The following is a 21,747-nucleotide window of genomic DNA, read 5'->3' on the forward strand; positions in this document are numbered from 1 at the left end:
CGGGATGTAAGTAACCTGTAAGTATCGTACAGCGGTTACGGTAACTTGTCAAGTCATTTTGCTGGTGCTATTGTAGAGGGGCGATGTCCCTATCCGAATCCGACGAAGCTCCCGGTCGCCTCGATCTACTGCGGCGCTTCGTCAATACGCTCGAGCTGCCGGATGGGCCCGACGCCCTGGCGACGCCGGGCGAGGCGTCGGCATGGTGCCGCGACGCGGGCCTTGCGCCTGTGGCGAACCGCGAAGATTGCGATCGGTTGCGCGCTTTCCGCGAAGCGCTGCGCGACGCGCTCTTTGCCAACAATGGCGAGTTCGATGCCGCGCAAGCGTGGAAAGAACTCGAGCCGTTCGCGCGCGGAACGAGCGTGGCGATCGCGATCGAAGGCAACGCTCCGGTGCTGCGCCCGCAGGGCAGCGGTTCTACTGCAACCATCGGCGCGTTGCTGGCTATCGTGTACGATGCGATCTCCGACGGAACGTGGAGCCGCCTGCGCGCCTGTCGCAAGTCGACGTGCCGGTTCGCGTATTACGACCGTTCGAAGAACGCTTCACGCGCGTGGTGCAGTATGACGACTTGCGGTAACCGGGAGAAAGCTCAACGTCGCCGGCAGCGCGAGCACCGGTGATCGCGCATTTCGACGTCGACGCCTTCTACGCCAGCGTCGCGATTCGCGACGCTCCGCATCTGCGCGGTAAACCGGTGGCGATCGCCGGGTCGAGCCGCCGCGCCGTCGTGCTTACCGCGTCGTACGAGGCGCGCCCATTCGGCGTGCGTTCCGCGATGCCGCTATACAAGGCGCGGATGGCGTGTCCCGAGCTCGTCGTCGTGCGCCCGGACATGGCGAAATATAAAGCCGAATCGCGCGCCATCTTCGAGATATTGGAACGTCGCGGCGATCCGGTCGAAGGTTTGTCGCTCGACGAAGCATTCGTCGACGTAGGCGACGTTTCGATCGAGGCGGCGACGGAACGCGCGGTCGAGCTGCGGCGCGAGATCTTCGATACGACGGGTTTGACGGTGAGCGCCGGCGTGGCGACCGGTAAGATGATCGCGAAGATCGCATCGGACGCGTGCAAGCCCGACGGCTTGCTGGCCATTGTGCCTGGAGAAGAAGCGGCGTTTTTGGCGCCGCTGCCGGTCGGGCGGCTGTGGGGTATCGGTCCGAAGACGCAGCGGCGCTTGCTGGCGTTCAACGTCACGACCATCGGCGAGATTGCGGCGCTCGACGACGCGCGGCTGCGCGAGCTGTTCGGCTCGTGGGGCGACGAAGTGCGCGAGCTGGCGCGCGGCATCGATCGCCGGCGCGTGGAGACAGATCGCGAAACGAAATCGATCTCGACCGAAGAGACCTTCGAGTTCGACGTGAGCGACGAAGAGCGGCTGGTGGAAATTCTGCGCGAACACGCTCGCGAACTCGCCGAGAAGCTGGTCCGCGAAAATCTCAGCGCAAAGACGGTCGGAATCAAGATCAAACGCGCCGACTTTACGGTTCTCGGACGGCAAACGCACTTAGAGCAGCCGACGCGAGAAGCGCGTCAAATCTTTCACGCAGCCGTTCACTGTCTGCGCCGCAGCGGACTCGAAGGTGCGGCCGTGCGTCTGTTGGGTACGCGCGTCGCCTCGCTGGTCGACGGGGAGCCCTTACAGGCGTCGCTATTCTAGACGTGTTCGGCTTCCCAGCAGAAGTCGGCGGCACTCGACTGCGTTGCGTGGGAGACCAATCGCGTGCCGCCGCTGGAGAGCGGCGCCGCCATCAGCACCGAGCCGCGACGCGCGCGAATGTTGCCGCGCGGTAAGAGTTCGCGTGCGCCGTGGGGCGGCAGCCAGCCAACGATGCGGCGTAGATCTCCGGCGGCAGCGCGTAGGAGTCCGGGAACGACCGATGCGGCCAGATCGTCCGCAAAGCCAAACTCGGAGAGATAGTAGGCGTCGCGGTGGGGGATTCGACCTCCTAAGACGTAGGCTCCGATCCCGCGCCCGTGCCGCACGGTCAAATGAAACGGTTGTCCGCCGCTACGCTCCAGCTGCAGGTCTAAGCGTGCGCGTACCCACTCCCATACCAGCGGCGTGCGCTCGAAACGAACGTGCCCGCGCGATGCTAGATCGAAGCAGCGGCGAACGGCGCCCCAGTCCTTCTCGATCAACGGTACGACCGCTAGCCGTTTGGAGGGCAGCGCGTCGGCTCGCAAGACGATTTCGCGCGACGGCAGCTTTCTAAATCCGATTGCTGCGTAGAACTGGGGACGGATGTCGGAGAAGAGGTAGGCTACATCGTAGCCTTCGTTGCGCGCGCGATCGAGAACGGCGGCAATCATCGCCGTGGCGTATCCGCGCCCGCGAAGCGCCTCCGGCGTAAAGACCGCGCCCAATCCAACGGCGCGTAACCGTCGCGAGCCGTCGAGGATCGTACGGTCGTACTCCTTGAGCGACGCCAGCAGCGTTCGATTCTCGTACAACCCGACCGTCCGATAGTGCTTTCGCCCGAATCGGCTGCGCGCGATGCCGAGCCATCTCGCGACGTACGCATCGAGATCGCCGCCTCCCCACAACGGAGCGGTTTGCGGCATAACGAGGCGCGCGTACGCTTCAGGCGCGATGGTTCGTAACTGCACGCAGCTCTTCGAGAAACTCGGGTGCGGTGGTCCCGCGGGTTACGCCGCCGGAGGCCGTCACGACGGCGCCGGCGCGCGCTCTGCGCAAGGCGTAGATAAACGCACGCCGCTCGCGTTCGTTGTAGCCTTCGCGGGCTTTGGTGCGCGCGACGTAATACGTAAACTTTGCCGTGCGCGACGCGCGGCATTCGCCGACGTTCTCCTTGGGAACCATGCCCAAACGTTGGCTGAACAGGAAGGCGTCGGGAACGTACCAGCGCGGAAACGTTCCGGCCCCGGCGCCCACGACGGCGACGTAGTCGAACTCCCTCCCGCGCGCGGCTTCGACGCTGAGTAGTGAGACGAAGCCGTCCGATTCGGTCGCCTCGCAGGATTCGAGCTCGGTGCTCGCACGCTGTTCGGCGTACGCCAACACGTCGCCGAGCTTCGCGTCGGGATGTTCTTCTAGAAACGCGTTCAATCTCGCCAGCAGCCGTCGCAGGACGAGCTGCTGCGCGCGCGCGCTCGCGGAATCGTCATCGCCGTCGACCGCCAGCGCGTCTTGCCACACCGCGCGGGCGAACGTCTCAAACGATGCGGCGCGTGCGTGCTCGATCCATTTCGCGCGCTGCTCGCGAAACTTCACCAATCGCTTGCGTGCGATGTCGCCGAGCGCGGCGTCCTGCTCGCCGCGCACGACGTTCCAGCCCAGCCGCAGATCGCGCTTGGGATCCCACCGGCTTTTGCGCGCCGTCGGGACCGGTTCGTCGTCGACCGTAAACAGCGGCGCTTGAGGACTGGGCGGTTCGCTGCACAGAATCGCGAGCGACGCGTCCGAAAGGCCGAGTGCCGCGCTCGAGAGCGTGCGCAACATCCAGTCGTGCCGGAACGCATCGTAGACGTTCCATAGGAGCGCCAGAGCGTCGAGCGCGCGACGGTCGGAAAAAACGTTGGCGTCGCCGCCGGTCGCCACCGAAACGCCGCGCTCGAGCAGCGCGCGTTCGTAGAATTCGGCGTCGCGTATCGAGCGAAGCAGAACCGCGACGCGATGCGGCGGCGTTCCCGCGTCGAGCCACGCTTTCACGCGATCGGCAACGAACGCCGCTTCTTCGCGTTCGGACTTTGCGCGGTGCAGCGTTAGCGTGCTCGCCGCGTCGCGCGGCACGGAGATGCGCTCGTGGCTGCCCGAGATGCGGCGGCAAACCGCGTCGATGACGTCGGGCGAGCGCCGCTGTAGCGTCAGCTCGACGCGCGTAGCGGCGCGTTCGAACGCCGCCTCGGGCGGCGTCACGCGTACCGCGGCGATGGCCGAAGACGGATCGCCGCACAACGTCACGCCGTCGAGCGTCTCACCGTAGATCGCCGTCAGCAGTGCGAGCTCGGCGGTCGTGAGATCCTCGGCGTTGTCCACGAACGCAACGGGGTGCTTGGCGCGCAGATCGGACGCCAGTGCGGGATGGCCGTGCAGCCGGTCGATCGCGGCGCAGACCGCGTCGCGTCCGGTCATTAGTCCGGTCGTCGCAACGAGCTGGACATACGACTCGTACAGCTTGGCGAGAATCTTCGCCAGGTCGACCTCGCGCCGGTGCTGCCGCCGCAGCTCGTTGGGCGTGACGTCGAGCGAGTCGTGATACGTTTGTTTGGTGGCCGCCAGGAGCGCTGGGCTCGCCAGGTTCGGCGGTTTGGCGTAGAACTCGGTTGCGCCGCCGAGCGATCGCGCGAGAAAATCGGCGGGAGAAATGCGCGCGTCGCGCAGCTTACGGATCAAGCGAAATGCCGACTCGACGAATCGCTCGGGCGATCGCAGGCCGGGGACTTCAGGATCGAGTTGTTCGGCCGCAAACTCTTCCCACTCGAGTTGGAAGAGCGGCTCGCAGGCCCGTTCGAAGAGCAGCGATGCTTCGACGTCGTCGATCCGGCGCACGTGGTCGCCGCACGCCTCCAGCGTTTCGAACGCAAAGGCGTCCAAGCGCCGCTCGCCGGTGAAGACTAGCGGCTCCGACGGAGCGAGCTCGCGGCGCGCTCGCTCGATCCGCGCGTTCAACGCGTGCGTCTTTCCCGTGCCCGGCAAGCCGAGAATCGCGAGGCACCGGTCGAACGGTGTGTCGACTGCGATGCGCTGCTCGTCGTCGATGTCGATGGCGATCACCGTCCGAAGCGCTCGCGTTCCGGCGGCGGCTTTTGCGCGCACGCCGCGGCGTAGGCGCAAAACGTGCACGCTTCGGGATCGTCCGTTGCGTCAAAAGTGCGGGCGCGTCCCGAGGCCAGATCGGAACTAACGTCGATCATTCGGGAGCGCGCGCGTTCCAAATCTTGTATGACGGCGGGATCGATCTCCACGACCACCGGCCGAACGTCGAGCCGGGCGTCTTTGAGGGGCACGAGCGTCAGCCGCCCCACGCGATCGCCCTCGGCCGTGCGCGCCCAGTAATAAAAGGGAAGTTGAACGTCGGAGAACTTTCGGATTTTTTCGCGGTACTCCGCGGCCGTCGTTGCGATGCTGCCGGTCTTATAGTCGACGACGGCGACCGTTCCGGTGCGCTCGTCGCGATCGAGGCGGTCGATGAAACCGACGAACTTTTGATCGCCCAGCTCGACGTTTGCCGGAACCTCGCGTCCGATCACGGCAAACGGCGCCCGCTTGGCTTCGGCGAGAAGCCAGTCGACGTAACGCTGCGCGGTACGCTGCGCGCGGCGGACCTGCAGCTCGAACGCGACGCGTGTCTCGAAGCCGTCGCGATGGCGCTCGAATGCCCAGTTGACGTATTCTCGAATGCGCGCGCGCATGGCGTCTTCGTCGCCCGCGTTCGGCCGCGCGAACTCGCCGTGAAAATCTTCGAGCGCGCTGTGAAAGGCGGTGCCGTACGCCGACGCGGCCGAACCGCGATCTTCCACCGCTCCGCAGGCGTACCGGTAAAACCACTTGCGCGCGCATTCGCCGTACGCGTTGAGCGCCGACGCGCTGAAATGCTGCTGCCGCGCGAAGACCGGCCCCGGCGATTCGGCGTCGACTGCCTCAGACAACGCCACCGCGCTATCGTGCCGAGCTGCAGCGTCAGGCTGAGCGGGTCGAAGCGCATCGGCGATGCCGAATCCTTGCGCGATCGCGCCTTCCAGAGGTTCGTCCTCTAGTTCGGCGGCGCGTTCGGTGAGTCGCCGCAGCCGCCCGGCAAATGCTAAGAGCGTGTCGCGATCGGCGGTGGGCACGGCGAGGCGCTGCGCGTCGATCGCCTCGAGGAGGTCGACGCCGCGCGACGCGAGCGTTGCGTACGCCGCCCCGACATCGTGATCGACGCCGGAGTACGGCGAGCGCACGAGCTGTTCGAGCTCGATTTTGTCGCCGGTTCTGCACCAGCGTACGGCTGAAGAAAGGAACGCGCGGCGTTCGGCGACGTCGAGGACCACCACAGCACCACTTTGCTCCCAGGCGGACCTTGACCCTGTGTACAACTGTGGGCGGATGCGAAGGATCATCGTCGGGATCAGCGGAGCGAGCGGCAGCGCTTACGGTTACATGGCGCTGCAGGCGCTGCGCGCGATCGGCGGTGTCGAAACGCATCTCGTCCTCACTCCCTCTGCACGGCGGACGATCGAGCTCGAAACCGAGATGAGCGGCGACGATTTCGAAGCGCTCGCCGACGTGATCTATCGCGACGACGACTTGGCCGCGGCGATCTCGAGCGGCTCGTTTCTCACCGACGGCATGCTCGTGATTCCGTGCTCGATGAAGAGCGCGAGTGCGATCGCCCACTCGATGAACGGCAACCTCTTGGTGCGCGCCGCCGACGTGTGCTTAAAGGAAAAGCGCCGGCTAGTGCTCATCGTGCGCGAGACGCCGCTGCATCTGGGACATCTGCGCACGCTTGCGCTGCTCGCCGAAATCGGCGCCGTCATCCTGCCGCCGATTCCCGCCATGTACGCCAACCCGCAGACCGTCGACGACATCGTCGCGCATACGGTGGGCAAGGCGCTCGATCAGTTCGGAATTGCCAACGAGCTCTTCAAACGCTGGCGTACGCCGGATTAGGAGGCCCTCGTGATCATTGCTGCCGCCGCGCTAGCGGCTGCCGTCCAAGCGGCCTTTCACACGCCCCGTCTTCGCCATTCGATCGTGGCGGCCGAAGTTTACGATCTCGATACGCATCGCGTGCTCTACGCGCATAACGAGCAGACGCTTATGGTGCCGGCTTCGACGACGAAGCTTTTGACCGAGGGGACGAGCCTCGCGCTGCTCGGACCAAACTTCCGCTACACGACGCCGGTCTATCGCACGGGCCCGGTGGACACGGGCGGCGTACTTCACGGCGACTTGGTTCTGGTTGCCAGCGGCGATCCAAATCTGTCGCAACGAATTCAGCCCAATGGGACGCTCGCGTTCGAAAATGAAGATCACGCGTACGACGGATCGCCGGGAACCAAGGCGGTGCCGGGCGATCCGCTCGCAGTCTTGCGTGAGCTGGCGATTCAGGTCGTAAAATCCGGAATCAAATCGATCGACGGGCGAGTGCTCGTCGACGCATCGCTCTTTCCAGATCAGGGGCCCGAAGGCGGGACGGGGTGCATCGTCTCGCCGATCGTTGTGAACGACAACGTCGTCGACGTCATCGTGACGCCCGGGAAGAACCCCGGCGATCCGGTCGCCATCGCCGTGTCGCCGCAAACCGCGTACGTGACCTTCGTTAATAAAGCGATCACGGCGGGGTCGAAGGCCGACGCGACCATCGACATGAGCGACGACGTTACCGGTGCCGACGGCCGGCACACCGTTACGATCAAGGGCGTACAGCCTGCCGGTCCGAGCATTCTCTACGCGTACCGCGTGCCCGAGCCAAAGCGGTTTGCGCAGGATGCCTTTGCGAAAGCCTTGCAGGATGCAGGCGTATCGATGCAGCCGGAATCACCGGCTACCGCGACGGCCGAAGCCTCTCCGCTGCCGTACGGGACCCAGACCCTCGTCGCGCAGCACGTCTCGCCGCCGCTTTCCGAAGATACCTACATCACGCTCAAGGTGAGTGACAATCTGCACGCCGCGCTCCTACCCTTTATGTGGGCGGTGTATCTCGCGCACGCCAAGAGCGATTATCTGCGCGCCGGTTTCGCCCGCGAACGCTCGATGCTTCGCGGCGCCGGACTCGATCTGGGAAGCGCTGCGCAGCAAGACGGTGAAGGCGCGTTCGCGTACTTTACATCGGATTTCATGGTGCACTATCTCGCGTGGGCGCACAAGCAATCGTGGTATCCGATGCTCTACCGCGGCTTGCCGATCATGGGCGTCGACGGTACGCTGGTCGACATTCAAAAACACTCGCCGGCCCGCGGCAAAGTGCACGCCAAGACCGGAACCAACGGCGGCACCGATTGGCTCAACGACGGAAGCGTGGTCGAAAAAGGCCTCGCGGGATACATGACAACGCGCAACGGTCACCACGTGGCGTTCGCGTTCTATCTGAGCGCTATGCTGGGCCCGCACGACGAAGAGACGACCGCCGTGGCTGGTCAAATCTTGGGGGCGATGGCGAGCGCTACGTACACATCGCTCTAAAGCATCGTCCTTAGCGCGGGTTTGTCGAGTTTGCCCATCGCGTTGCGCGGGAGTTGTTCGACGACGCGAATCTCCTTCGGAATCTTGAAGCTTGCGAGCCGCTCGCCCAGCCATGCATCGAGCGCGGCCGTATCCACGTTGCCTTCGGCTTCGATAAACGCGATAGGCAGCTTGCCGCGCGCCGCGTCCGGTTTGCCGACGACCGCGCACGCGCGCACGCCGTCGTACGTTTCGATCGTCGTTTCGACTTCACGCGGATAGACGTTGAAGCCGCCGGTGATGATCAGCTCTTTGATCCGCCCGACGATTTTATAAGCGTCGTTCTGGGCATCGTACGCTGCGATGTCGCCGCTGCGATACCATCGCGTGCCGTCGTCGTCGGTGGAAAACGCCGCCGCCGTCGCTTCGGGGCGCTTCCAATATCCGGAGAAAACGTTAGGCCCGCTAACGAGCAGCTCGCCGAGTTCGCCGTCGATGCGCACGCTCACGCCCGGGAACGGAATGCCGACGCTGCCCGCGACGCGCGGCCCGGCGTACCGGTTGCCGAGCGCGAAGCCGAACTCGGTCGCGCCGTACCGTTCGAGAATCGACGCGCCGAAGAGCGACGCAAAATCCGCGTGGGTCTGCTCCGATAGCGCCGCCGATCCCGAGACGTACAACCGTAACGGCGGCGGGGGCTGCGCGCCGGTCTCGCGCAAGCGTTCGATCAGGCGCACGTACATCGTCGGAACTCCGAAGAACATCGTGACGTCGCCGCGGCTCAACCGTTCCAGTACGTCGCCGGCATCGAAACGCTCGCGCAGCAGCACGCGGCCGCCGGCGGCCAGCGACGACGTCAGTCCCGCAATCAAGCCGTGGACGTGAAACAGCGGCAGCGTGACGAGCAGCACGTCGCTCGATTCCCAGCGCCACGCGGCTCGCAGCTGCGACACGATGGCCGCGAGATTGCGATGCGAGAGCACCGCACCTTTCGAAGCGCCGGTGGTGCCGCTCGTATAGACGATCAGCGCCGGATCTTCGGGATTCGGCCGATGCGGCACGTCGAGCGGTCGCACGTGCCCGTCGCGCGCGCACGTCTCGACCTCCGCCATGTCGATCGCGCGCGTGCCGGTTTCGATCTCGGCTAAAAACGGCGCGGACGCCGACGAGCAGACGATCAACGACGGCGCGCTGTCGCCGAGCAGATGCGCGAGATCGTTTGCACGGTAGAGCACGTTGGCGGGCACCGCGATCGCACCCAGACGGAGCGCGGCAAGGTAGGCGTAGACGAATCCGTGGCGATTTTCGCTGTAGATCGCGACCCGATCGCCGGCCCGTACGCCGATCTCGGCAAAACGGGCGGCAACGCGTAAGGCTCCGTCGTGAAGCTCGCGGTGCGTCAGGTCGTCGAGTGCGTGGGCCCGAGCGCGATCGGCAAGCGCACCGTCGAAGAGATCGAGCAACATCTATGGGTTGCGCGCGTTCACGAGCGCTTCGGCGAGCGCAATGTCGGTGACGCGGTCCACGTTCACTCCGGTTTCCGCAAACGGCGATACCAGCGCGCGCACCGGCGCGCCGAGAATCTTGGTGGCACGGGCCTCGGCTTGCGCGACGGTCATCTGCCGCACCGCGAACCGCAGCAGCACGTCCCAGCCGAATAGCGACGCAAGCCGAATCGGACGTTTGCGCGCCGCGCCGAGGCGTTCGATGAAGCGCTCGAGCAGCGGAAGCGCGCGCGGCTTCATCGCGACGATGCCGCCGCCGCAGAACGTTCCGTCGCGCATACGCGCCCACGTGTGCGGCACTTGCGGAAAGCTCGCCACGTGCACGTTGCGCTCCACGCAGCCGTACACGACGTCGGCGTTCAGCGCGCTCGTACGCGCGGCGAAGTCATCGATTGCCGGTACGCTGAGGATGGGAAGATCCGATGCGACGATCAGCACGTCGGCGTCGGGGTCAAACCCCGACAATCCGCTGCGCAAGCTGTCGGTGATGCGCCGTCCGTCCGGGCGGAGTTCGTCGGCGGCGGCCAGATCGGCGCGGCCGCGAACCTCCGGGGGCGCCACGACGACGATGCGACCGATCGAACCCGACGCGCGCAGTGGTTCGAGCACGCGCGCGACCAGCGTCTTGCCGGCGATCTCCACGAACGCTTTATTGGGAGCGCCGGGCTGCTGCTGCGCGACCGCGTCGACCGGGCCGCCCGCCAAAACGACGGCGTCGTACGTCACTAAGGACGCCAGGCGGGCGTCGCCGCAAAGGCGGTGACGAAGCGCCGGTACGTTGCGTCGAGCGCGAGCGCGCGATCGACCTCCGCGATGTGCGCCGGATCCGGCGCAATTGTAAAAACGCACGAGCCGGAGCCCGCCAGCAGCGCGTTCCCGGCGCCCGCGGCACGCAACGCGTCCAAGGTGATGCGAACCTCGGGCACCAGCGCGGCGATGGCGTCTTGAAAGTCGTTGCGCATCAGGGATTCGACCGTGCCGAATTCGGCGCGCTGCAGCGCTTCGACCATGCGAAGCGAGACGGACTCGTTCCGCGGCCGAATCGTACGTTCGCGCTTATCGAGTTCGGCGTACGCGACGGCCGTGGAGACGCCGGCCGGCGGTTTGACGACCAACGCGTGCCAAGCCGGCAGCGCACCGACCGCGGTGACTCGCTCGCCGGTGCCCTCGACCAACGCGCCGGTTCCCGCGAGAAAGAAGGGGACGTCCGAGCCCAACGAGCGCGCGACGGCCACCCAATCGCACGCCGGTACCGGTCCGAACGCGCCATCGGCCGCAGCGCGCAGTACCGCGCCGGCATCGCTCGAGCCGCCGCCGAGTCCGGCTTCCGACGGAATGCGTTTGCGCAGGCGCAGCGCGGCGTTGGGCTCCAGCCCGAGTGCGCGCAGCGCGCGCACCGCCAAGTTCCGCTCGTTGCCGAGATCGCCCCGGTCGCACTCGAACGAAAAGGCCGCTGCGGGCTCGATCGCCAGTTCGTCGGCCAAGGCGAGGGGCACCATGACGCTGCGGACGCCGTGGTATCCGTCGTCGCGGCGCGCGAGCACCTCGAGCGTCAGATTGATCTTCGCGGGGGCAAACAGGACTTGGGCCACGCTCCCTTGGTTTGGCGCGCCGACAGAAGGCGCCTCCGGTTCGCGCGACGCATGAGGAACGCTAAGAACAGATGGGCTCGATTAGCTACGACGCACAGCACAACGAATTTTGCGCGTACGTCCTGCACGAATCGCAGACACCGTACGGACTGCTGCTTGGCAACTTTAAGTCATACGCGCAATCGACCGCCAAAGGCGGCGTGCGCGGCTTATGGGACGCCGACACCGACCAAATCATTTTCGGAACGCATCACATCGCGTATCGGCTGCGCGACGAGAAAGCCCACGGCACGCTTTTCCCGCATCAAATCCAGCGCGAGCTGACGTTTCTTCCGTACGCGCAGATCTCCGAGTTCACGCTGGAGAACCGCCTGCACGTCACCGAAGCGTTCTACGTGCCGCACGGCCCGTCGTTCGATCGCTCGGTGGCGTTCGTCGTCGACGTCACGCTCTACAACCCCGGGGCGCAAGAGCTCGAAGTCGCACTCTTTCCGTGGGCGATGCTCGTCGGTCAGCGCTTCTACGGCGAACCCGAGCACCAAGTGCGCGCGTGGAACGATGGCCGGTTCATCTGCTCGAAGAACTTGGAAACCGGCAGCGAGCGGTGGTGGGGCGGCTCGCGCCAACCCGCCGCGGTCGAGTTGTCGCTGCGCGAGCAAGTGCTGCTCGAGTACATGCGTTCGGCGACGCTGTTGCCCGACGAGTCGGTGCAGCACTTCGGCGACGTCACGCCGGAGCTGGCCGAGCTGGTGAGCCGGCGTATCTTCGGCGCTTTCGAATACGCGATCAAGGTGGCGCCCGGCGCGCGCGAGTCGCTGCGTCTGGCGGTGGTCTACCATAAGGACGGCACCGAGAAGAGCCGGCCCGTTCTCGAGGCGCTCCTCAAGGATCCGCGCGCGCTGCACGACACGCAGCGATACTTCGCCGAGCGCCTCGCCGACGCGCGCTTCATGACGCCGTCGCCGGAAATCAGCCGCGGAGTTGCGTGGGCGAAAGCCAACATGCTGCGCATCGTCAAGGAGTATCCGCACGGCTGGGGATCGACCAACTCGCCGCCGTCGGACATTTTGGTGTCGCGCGACACGTCGTGGTTCGTGCACGGCTTCGATTATTTTTGGCCCGAGTTCAGCCGCGACGCGCTCGAAGTCTTCAATAACGCCATCGACGAGAACGGTCTGATGATCGAGTACATTCGCGGCGTCAGCGGCTACAAAACGGCTTACGACCTGAACATCAACGACGACACGCCGCTGCATCTCATCGCGATGCTGCACTACTACAACGCGACGCTCGACGACGCATGGGTGCGCGACCGCCTGCAGCTCGTGGTCAAGCTGACCGACTACATGCTCACGCAGCGCGACGATCAGGGGCTGATCTTCTGCCGCGCGAAGGGCGTCGACATGTACGGCATCTCGTCGTGGCGGAATATCATTCCCTACTACACGCTCGACGGCGCCGTCACCGAGATCAACGCCGAAGCGGTGTTCGCGCTCGACGCCGCCGCGATGCTCTGCGCCGTCGCGGGCGACAACGACCATTGGGAAAAGTACAGCGCCGAAGCGCAAAGCATGCGCGAAGCGATGATGGACTATCTCTTCAACGACGACACGGGCGCGTTCGTCCTGAACTACGATCAGGATCGCAACTACCAGGACAACTTTACGGCCGACGAAATTTTTCCGGTGCTCTTCAACGTCGCCGACTCACCGCAGCGCAAAGCGATTCTGGACCGGCTGCTCGAGGCCGACTTCGTCACACCCGTCGGATTGCGCACGATCTCGACCGCGGACGCCTGGTACTTTCCGTCGTACGGGTTCGGTTTGCTCGGCGGCATCTGGCCCGACTTGACCTTATGGTTCGCGCTCGCGCTGGCACGCAACGATCGCATCGATCAAGCGGTCAAGTTTCTCGCGGTCGTCTACGCGGCGATGGAAGGCGGCAGTCCGCGCAACACCGTCCCCGGCGAGTTCGGCGAATGGTTCGACGGCGGATCGCTTTCCAACCGCGGAATGTATCTCTCGCCTTGGACCGGCGCGAAGTACTTATGGTGCGTCGCCGAAACGGTGGGCGGTCTCGACGGCTATCGCACCAGCGGGCGCCCGCACCTGACGCCGTTGCGCCCAAAAGACTGGCAATGGGTCGCGGCGGCGCGCGTGCACTGGGGCGGCAAGCGCTGCACGTACGTCATCGATCTGCGCAACAGTACGATCTACGGCAACATGCCGGAGCTCTCGGCGGAAGAGCCGTTCGAGTGCGTGTACGCGGGCCGCGACGTTAGCGACGAGGTGACGACGTCGCCCGTGGAAGTCGGGGCGATCGCGTTTGAAGACGAGCAGGGCGCGATCCGAATTTTTCTCTGCAATCACCTCGATAAGGCGCGCAACGTCCTGGTGGAGTTCCGAGGGCACACGGCTCGCGTGGACATGGCCCCGGGCGACCTGCTCCAACTCAACCTTTCCGGCCGGCCGACGGACCGGCGGGCAAGAGCGGCCAAGCTCGATGTAGTGCCTGCGGCAGCCCGCGTCTAATAACCACCGGCTCATGCTCGACCCGACCAATCGTTTTGCGACCCTCGTCCTCGCCGCGGGCGCCGTCGTGCTGCTCGCCGCTATCGGCATCGGCCAGCGCATGGGCGACCGGGTTCTCGGCCAGGCGACCGAGCATGCTCTGCCCTCGATTCAAGCGGTGGTGACGCCCGAGCCGTACGCATCTTCGGGTCCTTACGGGCCCGACTGGAAGCGCTCGGAAACGCTCTCGGCGGCTTCGGATCCACGCTTTCCGGATCCGCGGATACCGCCGCAGCCGCTGCCGACGCTGCCGCCGACGCCTAAGCCGACCGCGACCGCCACGCCCACGATCAACCCCAACGTCCCGATCTGGCGGCAGAAGCCGCTGCCGACCGCCACCCCGTATCAGCCGCCGACCGAGGGACCGACCGAGTCTCCCTCGAGCTCCCCGTCACCGTCCCCATTGTAATTATTGGCGGGCGGCAATATCGCCTGATACGATAGGGACATGGAAAATACCGGAACGCTTACGGTCAAGCGCGGACTCGCGCAGATGCTCAAGGGCGGCGTGATCATGGACGTCGTCACCCCCGAACACGCGGTTATCGCCCAGGAAGCCGGCGCCGTTGCCGTGATGGCGCTCGAGCGCATTCCGGCCGACATTCGCGCGGCCGGCGGCGTCGCGCGGATGAGCAATCTCGAACTGATCCGCGGCATTATGGACGCCGTCACCATTCCCGTGATGGCCAAAGTGCGCATCGGTCACTTCGCCGAAGCGCAAGTGCTGCAAGAGCTGGGCATCGACTACATCGACGAGTCCGAAGTGCTCACGCCGGCCGACGACAAGTACCACGTCGACAAGCTCGCGTTCAAGACGCCGTTCGTCTGCGGTGCGCGCGATCTCGGCGAAGCGCTGCGCCGAATCGCCGAGGGCGCCGCGATGATTCGCAGCAAGGGCGAAGCCGGCAGCGGCAACATCGTCGAGGCCGTGCGCCACATGCGCGCGATCGGCGATGCAATTCGCGAACTGACCGTCGTCCCGAAGGAAGAGCTCGTGGCGCGCGCGCGCGACCTGGGCGCCCCGCTCGAGCTGGTGCAAGACGTTGCAAAGGAAGGCAAGCTCCCGGTCGTGCTGTTCTGTGCGGGCGGCGTTTCGACGCCGGCCGACGCGGCGCTCATGATGCAGCTCGGCGCGGAAGGCATCTTCGTCGGCAGCGGGATCTTCAAGTCGAACGATCCCAAGCGTTTCGCCAAAGCGATCGTCGACGCGACGACCCACTTCGCCGACGCGAAGGTCGTCATGGACGCGAGCCGTTCGCTCGGCGCCGCCGAAGCGATGGCCGGACTCGACGTGCGATCGCTCGACGAATCGCAGCTAATGGCGTCGCGAGGGAACTAGGTGTCATCCTGAGCGTAGCGAGCGAAAGCGAGCGAAGTCGAAGGGCCGTTGTCGGCGTTTTAGCGCTGCAGGGCGACGTCGACGAACACGCCGCCGCGCTCGCGCGCGCCGGTGCGACGGCAATCCCGGTGAAGACGCTCGACGATTTGCGCCGCGTCGACGCGCTGGTCGTTCCCGGCGGCGAATCGACGACGGTGATGAAGCTGCTCGACCGCTTCGGACTCGTCGATCCGATCGTCGGCCGCGTGCGCGCCGGCATGCCGTTCTGGGGCACGTGCATGGGCATGATCGTCGCCGCACACGACGTGGCGGATCTCGAGCAGCCGACGCTCGATCTCATCGACGTCACGGTGCGGCGTAACGCCTTCGGCCGCCAGAACGAATCGGCGGAAGTCGATCTCGACGTGCCCGCGTTGGGTGAGCCGCCGTTTCCCGCGATTTTCATTCGTGCCCCGTGGATCGAACGTGTCGGGCCGCAGGTCGAACTGCTTGCCGAGCGAGGCGGCCACGGCGTGATGGTGCGTCAGCGTAACGTGCTTGGAACGTCGTTTCACCCCGAGCTGACGAGCGATCCGCGCGTGCACCAATACTTTCTGAGGATGGTAGAAGAAGCGCTTTTGCGAGGGAAGGACTGCCCCGCCGCTTAACTCTTGTGCCCAAGATGACTTCGCAGGCCGATACTGTGCCCGAAGCTCAAACGGGGTTTCAGGGCCAGATCCCCGCGGTAGAGCCGCTGCTCACCGAGGTGATAGCCACGCTCTCGCTGGCCGCCCACGCATATCTCACGGAATCCGACGCGCAGCAACCGGATCGCGCCTCGGCGGAAGTCGCCATCGACGTTGCAACCTCAGCCTTCGAACGAGTCAAAGACAGGTTGCGGCCCGAACAACGGTTAGCAATAACGCAAATGCTAACCGAGACGCGAATGACGTTTGTACGAAAGCGAGGCATGTAGATGCCTCGCTTTCTGAATCGCACCGCTAGAGAGTTTTGTGCATGAGCGACGTTCTCGTCCTGAACTTCACTTACGAAGCGCTGAATATCACGAGCTTCCAGCGAGCCGTGAAGATGATCTTTTCGGGCAAAGCCGAGCTGCTGCACGGCCGCGATCGCGTGCTGGCCTCGACGACGTACGAAATGCGGATGCCCTCGATCATCCGCATGCTGTATTACATCCGCCGTCCGATGCAAAAGGTGGCGCTGACGAAGAAGAACGTGTTGATTCGCGACGACCACACCTGTCAATACTGCGGCCTTCACGGGGAGCGGTTGATGACCGTCGACCACGTCGTGCCCAAGAGCCGCGGCGGTGCTTCGACCTGGGAGAATCTCGTCTGCGCCTGCATGCGGTGCAATAACCGTAAGAACAACCGTACGCCCGACGAGGCGAACATGTCGCTGCAGCGCAAGCCGCGGCAGCCGAAGTACATTCCGTGGATTCAAATCAAGCGCAATACGTTGCCCGACGAATGGGGCAAGTTCTTGTTCCTCTATAACGTCTCGATCGACGAGCGCGTGGAGAAGACCTAGCCGCCGAGCAGGAAAAGCGGCGCGTCCTGGGGATTTCCTTCGTCTCTCAATGCCGCTAGATCAGAATAAGACGCCGTATTTCCAAGCGCTGCTCGATTACGTCGATTCGGGCGTGCAGCCGTTCCATACGCCGGGCCACATTCAGGGCGTCGGAATGGACCTCGCCTTCCGCGAGTTCGTGGGCGACAACATCTGCGCGATCGACCTCACCCCGATGCCGGGCATCGACGACCTGCTGCAGCCGTTGGAATCGATTCGCGAAGCGCAAGAGCTGGCCGCCGAGGCGTGGGGTGCCGATCACACGTTCTTTCTGATCAACGGCTCGACCAGCGGCAATCAGTGCATGATGATGACCGCGGTGAACCCCGGCGACAAGATCGCCGTGCCGCGCAACTCGCACAAATCGATGCTGGGCGGCTTGGTGATGAGCGGCGCCGCGCCGATCTACATGCAGCCCGAAGTCGACGAAGAGCTGCACATGGATCACTGCGTGACGCCGGAGACCGTCGCGCGGACGTTACGAGAGCATCCCGACGTCGTCGCCGTCTACCTCGTCTCGCCGACGTATTACGGCGTCGCAGCCGATCTCGCGTCGATCGAACGGATCGTTCACGATGCGGGGAAGCTGCTGCTCGTGGACGAGGCCTGGGGACCGCACTTTCACTTTCATCCCGCGCTGCCGCTCTCGGCCACCGCTGCGGGCGCCGATTTGTGCATCAACTCGACGCACAAGATGCTCTCGGCGTTTTCCCAGTGCGCGATGCTGCATCAAAAAGGCGATCGCGTTCGGCTCGACCGTCTGAAGGCGGTTCTCAAGATGTTCCTTTCGACGTCGCCGAATCTGCCGATGGTGGCGTCCCTCGACGTCGCGCGCAAGCAGATGGCCACCGAAGGTGCGGCGCTGCTGTCGCGTACGATCGAGCTCGCCGAGGAGACCCGGCGGCGACTCAATCGCATCGAGGGGCTCTACTGCATGGGCGAGGAGCTGCAAGGCCGCAATGGCGTCTTCGATCTCGATCCCACCAAGGTTGCGATTACGGTGAAGGGTTTGGGCTATACCGGCTACGAGGCGTCCGAGCTGCTGCGGCACCGCTACAACATCCAAGTCGAGCTGGCCGATCTCTTCAACGTCGTCGCGCTTTTTACGATCGGAACGACGCACGAGGCGGCCGATAAACTGGTGACGGCGTTTGAGGAAATGGCCCGCGACGATCGGCCCGTCGACATGTACGCCCCGTCGGGCATCCTGGAAGTACGCCTCAATCGGGGCAGCTACCAGTTGCCGAAGATACCGCCGATTCGCATGCTGCCGCGCGACGCGTTTCTGGCGCCGGCCGAGTTCGTCAAGTTTAAGGAATCCAAAGGGCGCATCTGCGCGGAAACGATCTCACCGTATCCGCCGGGCATTCCCGTGATCGCGCCCGGGGAAGAGATCACGCAAGACTTGCTCGACTATCTTCATCTCGAGCTCAAGGCCGGCGTGCGCATTCAGGGTCCTTACGACGACGAACTCAAAGTCATCCGAGTCGTCAAAGAGTCGTAACTACGGCGGCGTCGGCGGATCGCTCGCCGGAAACGAATCCGCGTCGGTTTTGTCGGTTTCGCCAAGGCGCTCGTCTTTTTTGACCCGCTCTTTTTCGGCTAACTGCCGTTGGCGCTCCATCTCGGCGTTCTTCCGTTCGGTCTCTCGCTGGACATCTCGATCGCGCATGACACGGTGTTTACCCAGCACCTGCGCGCCCCCACTCGGGGTGCCCCTGTTCGCGGCAGGGACTTATGCGCAAAGCGGATAAGGCCAGCAAAACTACCTCAGGGAAGTGAGGGTCAGTATTGGCGGTCAGAGCCACATCCGTTAACCCGAGTTGGGAACTCTCCCAACTCCTGGACATCTTCCCCCTCGCAATCCGGCAAGCGCTCGTCCGTCTCGGCAACATCGAAGATATCATCGAAGTCGTACTCGACCTTGGGCGTCCGCCCGAGGCCCGTTTCGAGCATGACTTTACGTATCTCACCGACACGCCGGTGACGCACGAAGACATCGCACACGTCTGCTCGCGCATCTCGCCGTTTGGTGCGGATAACCGCGCGGGCATCGAGCAAACGCTTCACCGTATCAGCGCGATTCGCAATCGCACCGGTAAGATCGTGGGCTTGACGTGTCGCGTCGGCCGGGCCGTTTACGGAACGATCGACATTCTGCTCGACGTACTGCGCGGCGGCAAGTCGATCTGTCTGCTCGGACGTCCGGGCGTCGGCAAAACGACCATGCTGCGCGAGTGTGCGCGCGTGCTTTCCGAAGATCGCAAACGCGTGGTCATCGTCGATACGTCCAACGAGATTGCCGGCGACAGCGATATTCCGCATCCGGGTATCGGCTTGGCGCGACGCATGCAGGTCGCCGATCCGGCGCTGCAGCACGCGGTCATGATCGAAGCGGTCGAAAACCACATGCCCGAGGTCGTCGTCATCGACGAAATCGGCACCGAGGCCGAAGCCGCAGCCGCCCGTACCATCGCCGAACGCGGCGTCACGCTCATCGGCACGGCGCACGGCCAGACCTTGGAAAACCTGCTGATGAACCCGACCCTCTCGGACCTGGTCGGCGGCATCAGCGCGGTCACGCTCTCGGACGAAGAAGCGCGTCGCCGCGGCACCCGCAAGACGGTGCTCGAGCGAAAAGCGCCGCCAACGTTCGACGTCGTGATCGAAATTCACGATCGCGACCGGCTGGCGATCCACAAGAACACCGCGGATGTGATCGACGCGCTGCTGCGGGGGTACCAGCCGCAGCCCGAGATCCGTCAGCGCCAGCCCAGCGGCGAAGTCACGGTCGTTCAGGAAGCCGACACCGAGTCGATGCCGCAGCTTCACGACGCCTACGAGCACGAACACGAAGCCGACGAGCGCGAACGGCCGATCTCGATCTTCCCGTACGGCGTCTCCCGCAACAAGATCGAGCGGGCGATACACAATCTGCGCGTCAACGCGGCGATCGCCCGGAACTGGGACGAAGCCGACGTCGTCTTGACGCTCAAGACGCTCGAGCGCAAGCAGCAGCCCAAGCTCAAGCAGATCGCCGCCGACAACGTTCCGCTGTACTCGATCAAGACGAACACCACGACCCAGATTCAATCCGCACTTCGCGACGTCTTCAACCTCGGCTCGATCGATCAGGAAGAGATCGGTCTGCGCGAGGCGGAGGAGGCGATCTACCAAGTGCTGCTGACGAATCAGGCGATCGAGCTGTCGCCGCAGACGTCGTACGTACGGCGAATGCAGCACCAGTTAGCCGAGCGGTATCGTCTGCAATCGCGCAGCACGGGACTCGAGCCCAACCGTCGCGTGCGGATCTTCAAGACGTCGGAGAGCGCGGCAGCTACCTAAAGTGACGGCGTTCCGACCCGACGTCGACGACGCGTCCTTGATTCGCGATCAAGGTACGACGTCGGTCGTGCGCAACCAGCGCGCCGTGTGCAGCAGCGATAACGCTGCCGTAACCAACGCCATGCTGCGGGTTTTGCGCGACGGCGGCAACGCCGTCGATGCCGCCATCACGGGCTGCTTGATGCAGGGGACGGTCGAGCCGTTCATGACCAACCATGCGGGATTGGTTACGGCGCTCGTTTACGAAGCGAAAACCGGAACGGTTTACGCGCTCGACTCGCAGGGCACGATGCCGCACGACCTTCCGCCGTTCAAGCCGATCGTCGGCATCAACAACGCCTTCGCGTCGCCGGGCCACGAGCCGTCCGCGTGCATTCCGGGATTTATGCCGGGGCTCAAGGCACTCTACGAGCGATTCGGCTCCAAACCGTGGGCGTCGCTCGTCGAGGAATCGATTTATTGGGCCGAGGAGGGCCACTACATCTCGACCTTTGAGCACACCGCGACCATGTACGGCTGGGAGCTGTACACGTATTTTCCCGAAGGACGCGCGCTCTTCGCGCCCGACGGTTTCGCGCGTCCGGTCGGCTCGCGCTTTCGCAATCCCGAGCTGGCGCAAACGCTGCGGCGCCTCGCGCAAGAAGGGCCCGACGATTTCATCACCGGCCGTTGGGCGCAGCGCTTCGTCGAACGCGCCAACGCGATGGGCTGGAAGATCGAAGCGCATCATATGACCGACGTGCCGCCGCGCTGGAGCGATCCGGTGCGATATCCGCACGGCGGATACGACATCGTTCAGCTGCCGCTTCCGCAGCGAACCGGCGTCTTCTGCGCGCTCGTCTTAGGAATGCTCGATTTCATCGACGGTGCGTACGACGCCGCCGATTCCGCCGAAGCCGTCTACGCGATGGCGCACGCGCTGCGCATCGCGGCGCAGCAGTGCGGTTTCGTCAACGATCCGCTGATCTTCGAGACGCCGCTCGACGTGTGGCTCGATCGCAGTTTCCACGCGCATCTCGGCAACATCGTCAATCGCAGCCGTCCGAGGGTCGATCTCAGCGGACACGTCGAAAAGACGTGGGGATCGCAAAAGCTCGCAGCCGCCGGAGTTTCGATGAAGGAGAAGCAGCCCGTAGGAAGCTGCGAACTCGCGGTGGTCGACGCGGACGGAAACTGGGTGCAGATGATGAACACGCTGCAGAGCGGCGGCATTCCGGGACAAGTCGTCGACGGCGTCCCGATGGTGGGCTCGCACGCGTCGTTCGGCAACATGTCGGCGTGGATCGACACGTGGCTGGCTCCCGGCGCAAAGATGCGCTGCGTGATCGGCAACACGATCGCGATGAAGGACGGACGCCCGGTCTTTTCGTTGGGAACGCCGGGAAATCCGCATTGGACGGTCGCACAGATGCTTGCGAATATCATCGATCGGAAGCTGGAGTACGTGCAGGCGGTGGAAGCGCCGCGGATGTTCGGGCTTGGCGACGACTTCTCGCTGACGATCGAGTCGCGTTTGCCCGCGTCGACGCGAACGAAGCTGACCGCAATGGGCGTCCGTCTGCAGTCCGAGAACGCCTACGATTTTCACATGGGATCGTTCCAAATGGCGTGGCGCGAGCCGGACGGATCGCTGGGGGCCTGCGCCGACTTGCGTCGCGTCGGTGTCGCCGGCGGCTTCGTTTGAGACCGTTCGCCGGACTTATTGCTGCCGGCC

General features: G+C 64.6%; 19 protein-coding genes. 12 read left to right on the forward strand and 7 right to left on the reverse strand.

What is annotated here, in order from left to right:
• Window positions 1-83: 83 nt before the first annotated feature.
• Together VGG89_08315 and dinB are read left to right on the forward strand one after the other, a co-directional pair.
• Complete coding sequence (locus VGG89_08315; protein HEY1976533.1) at window positions 84-626, forward strand: CGNR zinc finger domain-containing protein; 543 nt, start codon at window positions 84-86, stop codon at window positions 624-626.
• A complete protein-coding gene (gene dinB, locus VGG89_08320) occupies window positions 623-1,663 on the forward strand; it encodes a DNA polymerase IV (GenBank protein HEY1976534.1) in 1,041 nt (346 codons plus the stop codon). Before VGG89_08315 ends, dinB begins: the two co-directional genes overlap by 4 nt.
• Here the strand turns inward: dinB and VGG89_08325 are convergent.
• From VGG89_08325 to VGG89_08335, 3 genes are read right to left on the reverse strand one after another with little or no spacing between them, the layout of a single operon-like run.
• On the reverse strand, window positions 1,660-2,613 hold the full coding sequence (locus tag VGG89_08325) for a GNAT family N-acetyltransferase (protein ID HEY1976535.1): 954 nt from the start codon (window positions 2,611-2,613) through the stop codon (window positions 1,660-1,662). The two genes, dinB and VGG89_08325, sit on opposite strands and share 4 nt — an antisense overlap.
• Window positions 2,588-4,810 (reverse strand): 3'-5' exonuclease, encoded by a 2,223-nt coding sequence (locus tag VGG89_08330; GenBank protein HEY1976536.1) that lies wholly within the window; start codon window positions 4,808-4,810, stop codon window positions 2,588-2,590. The genes VGG89_08325 and VGG89_08330 overlap by 26 nt, the downstream gene beginning before the upstream one ends.
• Complete coding sequence (locus VGG89_08335) at window positions 4,738-6,000, reverse strand: PD-(D/E)XK nuclease family protein (GenBank protein ID HEY1976537.1); 1,263 nt, start codon at window positions 5,998-6,000, stop codon at window positions 4,738-4,740. Before VGG89_08335 ends, VGG89_08330 begins: the two co-directional genes overlap by 73 nt.
• 52 nt (window positions 6,001-6,052) lie before the next feature.
• On the opposite strand from VGG89_08335, the gene VGG89_08340 reads away from it, so the two are divergent.
• Window positions 6,053-6,619: a UbiX family flavin prenyltransferase gene (locus VGG89_08340; GenBank protein HEY1976538.1), complete on the forward strand. Its 567-nt coding sequence runs from the start codon at window positions 6,053-6,055 to the stop codon at window positions 6,617-6,619.
• Between the two features lie 9 nt (window positions 6,620-6,628).
• Window positions 6,629-8,134, forward strand: coding sequence for a D-alanyl-D-alanine carboxypeptidase/D-alanyl-D-alanine-endopeptidase (dacB, locus tag VGG89_08345; protein HEY1976539.1), 1,506 nt, complete (start codon window positions 6,629-6,631; stop codon window positions 8,132-8,134).
• Here the strand turns inward: dacB and VGG89_08350 are convergent.
• The 3 genes from VGG89_08350 to ispE are packed head-to-tail and all read right to left on the reverse strand — an operon-like array spanning window position 8,131 to window position 11,210.
• Window positions 8,131-9,579: an AMP-binding protein gene (locus VGG89_08350; GenBank protein HEY1976540.1), complete on the reverse strand. Its 1,449-nt coding sequence runs from the start codon at window positions 9,577-9,579 to the stop codon at window positions 8,131-8,133. The two genes, dacB and VGG89_08350, sit on opposite strands and share 4 nt — an antisense overlap.
• A complete protein-coding gene (locus VGG89_08355) occupies window positions 9,580-10,344 on the reverse strand; it encodes a nucleotidyltransferase family protein (GenBank protein HEY1976541.1) in 765 nt (254 codons plus the stop codon).
• Window positions 10,344-11,210 carry a 4-(cytidine 5'-diphospho)-2-C-methyl-D-erythritol kinase gene (gene ispE / locus VGG89_08360; protein ID HEY1976542.1) on the reverse strand — a complete coding sequence of 289 codons (867 nt, stop codon included), beginning with the start codon at window positions 11,208-11,210 and terminating at the stop codon, window positions 10,344-10,346. The genes VGG89_08355 and ispE overlap by 1 nt, the downstream gene beginning before the upstream one ends.
• Before the next feature lie 71 nt (window positions 11,211-11,281).
• Between ispE and VGG89_08365 the strand changes: the two genes are divergently transcribed.
• The 6 genes from VGG89_08365 (at window position 11,282) to VGG89_08390 (ending at window position 18,192) form a co-directional block, all read left to right on the forward strand.
• Entirely contained in the window at window positions 11,282-13,741 is a 2,460-nt protein-coding gene (locus tag VGG89_08365) for an amylo-alpha-1,6-glucosidase (GenBank protein HEY1976543.1), read from the forward strand.
• A gap of 13 nt (window positions 13,742-13,754) precedes the next feature.
• On the forward strand, window positions 13,755-14,189 hold the full coding sequence (locus VGG89_08370) for a hypothetical protein (GenBank protein HEY1976544.1): 435 nt from the start codon (window positions 13,755-13,757) through the stop codon (window positions 14,187-14,189).
• A gap of 39 nt (window positions 14,190-14,228) precedes the next feature.
• A complete protein-coding gene (gene pdxS, locus VGG89_08375; protein HEY1976545.1) occupies window positions 14,229-15,119 on the forward strand; it encodes a pyridoxal 5'-phosphate synthase lyase subunit PdxS in 891 nt (296 codons plus the stop codon).
• Window positions 15,120-15,127: 8 nt separating this feature from the next.
• Window positions 15,128-15,766, forward strand: a complete 639-nt coding sequence (gene pdxT / locus VGG89_08380) for a pyridoxal 5'-phosphate synthase glutaminase subunit PdxT (GenBank protein ID HEY1976546.1) — start codon at window positions 15,128-15,130, stop codon at window positions 15,764-15,766.
• A gap of 349 nt (window positions 15,767-16,115) precedes the next feature.
• A complete protein-coding gene (locus VGG89_08385) occupies window positions 16,116-16,649 on the forward strand; it encodes an HNH endonuclease (GenBank protein HEY1976547.1) in 534 nt (177 codons plus the stop codon).
• A 49-nt stretch (window positions 16,650-16,698) separates the two neighbouring features.
• Window positions 16,699-18,192 carry an aminotransferase class I/II-fold pyridoxal phosphate-dependent enzyme gene (locus VGG89_08390; GenBank protein HEY1976548.1) on the forward strand — a complete coding sequence of 498 codons (1,494 nt, stop codon included), beginning with the start codon at window positions 16,699-16,701 and terminating at the stop codon, window positions 18,190-18,192.
• Here the strand turns inward: VGG89_08390 and VGG89_08395 are convergent, their stop codons facing one another.
• The gene (locus tag VGG89_08395) at window positions 18,193-18,360 is read right to left on the reverse strand and encodes a hypothetical protein (GenBank protein ID HEY1976549.1); all 168 of its coding nucleotides are present in this window, start codon (window positions 18,358-18,360) and stop codon (window positions 18,193-18,195) included.
• A 119-nt stretch (window positions 18,361-18,479) separates the two neighbouring features.
• On the opposite strand from VGG89_08395, the gene VGG89_08400 reads away from it, so the two are divergent.
• Both VGG89_08400 and VGG89_08405 read left to right on the forward strand, forming a co-directional pair.
• Window positions 18,480-20,033, forward strand: a complete 1,554-nt coding sequence (locus tag VGG89_08400; GenBank protein ID HEY1976550.1) for a R3H domain-containing nucleic acid-binding protein — start codon at window positions 18,480-18,482, stop codon at window positions 20,031-20,033.
• Between the two features lies 1 nt (window position 20,034).
• Window positions 20,035-21,717: a gamma-glutamyltransferase gene (locus tag VGG89_08405; protein HEY1976551.1), complete on the forward strand. Its 1,683-nt coding sequence runs from the start codon at window positions 20,035-20,037 to the stop codon at window positions 21,715-21,717.
• The last annotated feature ends 30 nt before the right edge of the window (window positions 21,718-21,747 follow it).

Source organism: Candidatus Baltobacteraceae bacterium (genome assembly GCA_036488875.1).
In the GTDB taxonomy this organism is placed as follows: domain Bacteria; phylum Vulcanimicrobiota; class Vulcanimicrobiia; order Vulcanimicrobiales; family Vulcanimicrobiaceae; genus JAFAHZ01.